Origin of the sequence: Vibrio sp. Vb1026 (genome assembly GCF_033338745.1) — a bacterium.
GTDB lineage: Bacteria > Pseudomonadota > Gammaproteobacteria > Enterobacterales > Vibrionaceae > Vibrio > Vibrio alginolyticus.
Genome location: NZ_JAWOTH010000091.1, coordinates 1 through 1,382, shown reverse-complemented (window position 1 = coordinate 1,382; position 1,382 = coordinate 1). Strand labels below are relative to the sequence as shown.

2 protein-coding genes are annotated in these 1,382 nt (G+C 45.8%); one reads left to right on the top strand and one right to left on the bottom strand.

Features of this window, described 5'->3' with window-relative positions:
• Window positions 1–908: GGDEF domain-containing protein (locus tag R7E47_RS24390; protein ID WP_318085266.1), on the top strand; the 908-nt coding region annotated here is incomplete at its 5' end.
• Window positions 909–944: 36 nt separating this feature from the next.
• Here the strand turns inward: R7E47_RS24390 and R7E47_RS24385 are convergent.
• The coding region (locus R7E47_RS24385) for a helix-turn-helix domain-containing protein (protein ID WP_318085264.1) at window positions 945–1,382 on the bottom strand (438 nt) is incomplete at its 5' end.

Sequence of the window (1,382 nt, the reverse complement as noted above, 5' to 3'; positions counted from 1 at the left end):
CGTTTCTGGTACCGGTATTCAGTGGCCTTTTTTATTACTTCACATTTTATTCGCCATCTATTCGTATCCGAATCATTTTTCTTAGTATCTATTTGAGCTTAGTCACCTTCTGCAGTGGTGTTGCGATGATCAAGGGAAAAAGAGACGATCTAAAACTGCCCGTTCAAGTGATGGCGTACGCCTTCTTTGGGTTTAGTGCTTTTATGGCGGGCAGAACCGTTTGGAGCATTTGGGCACCAGAAGTCACCAGTTTTATGAATGCAGGTATCATCCACCAGCTGACGTTTCTATTTAGTATCTGCCTCATTGTTGCTTTGAGCTTTAGTATGTTGTGGTTGATCAACGCAAGATTGGTGAAATCCATCAACGATCTTTCTCATTTGGATGCATTAACTGGGTTATACAATCGACGTGCAATGGAAGTCATTGTGCCTAACCTTGTGAATCAAGCACGCGAAAAAAATACGCCTATCAGCATCGTTATGACTGACGTGGACGATTTTAAAACCATTAATGACCAATACGGACACACCACTGGCGACTCAGTCATGGCAACCATCGCCACGATTTTTAAACAAACGTTACCAGAGTCAGCATGTACCGTTCGCTTTGGTGGTGACGAGTTTATGATTGTGTTGCTTGCCAATGCCGAAAACGCGAAAGCCTATGCCGAGTTAGTACGTCGCAGCATTGAACGTGAAACGTCGCTGCTTGCTTTTAAAAACCAAGTCACGATGAGCTTCGGCATCAGCGAGTTAATGCCCAATGACCGCTTGCAAGATGCACTCACCCGAGCCGACGAAGCACTGTATTGTTCGAAGCACACCGGGCGAAATCAAGTCACGACATTCCAAGATGAAAGCGAAGTGGGTGGCAAGTTCATCCAAACACCGACCAAAAGCGCATAACGGAAAGGTAAAACGACATCGCTCCTATTATTCCATTCACGAATCGGTGTAATCGGAGCGATTCAGACCAAATTTTTGCATTTTCTGATTTAAGGTGCGACGTGGTAAATCGAGCTCTTGCATCACTTCATTAATCCGTCCTTGGTGCCTCACTAATGAATCATGCAACACTTTGCGCTCAAAGTTGTGCAGCTGAATCATCAGTGGCACACCCGCTTGAGTTTCTTCCGTGGTTGACGAAGGGCGGCTAGAAAGAATTTCCATCACAGAAACCGTATCATCCAGCGCGAAACGCATTGCGACGTTACGTAATTCGCGCACATTTCCTGGCCAAGCGTAAGAAAGCACGGCATTTCTGTCGGCATCACTCAACGGTCGACTGTCTGGATTGGTTTGCAATGCAAAGTGCTCAAACAGAATCAACGCGTCTTCTTCTCGCTCCCTAAGCGGCGGTAAGTAGATCTGTGCAACATT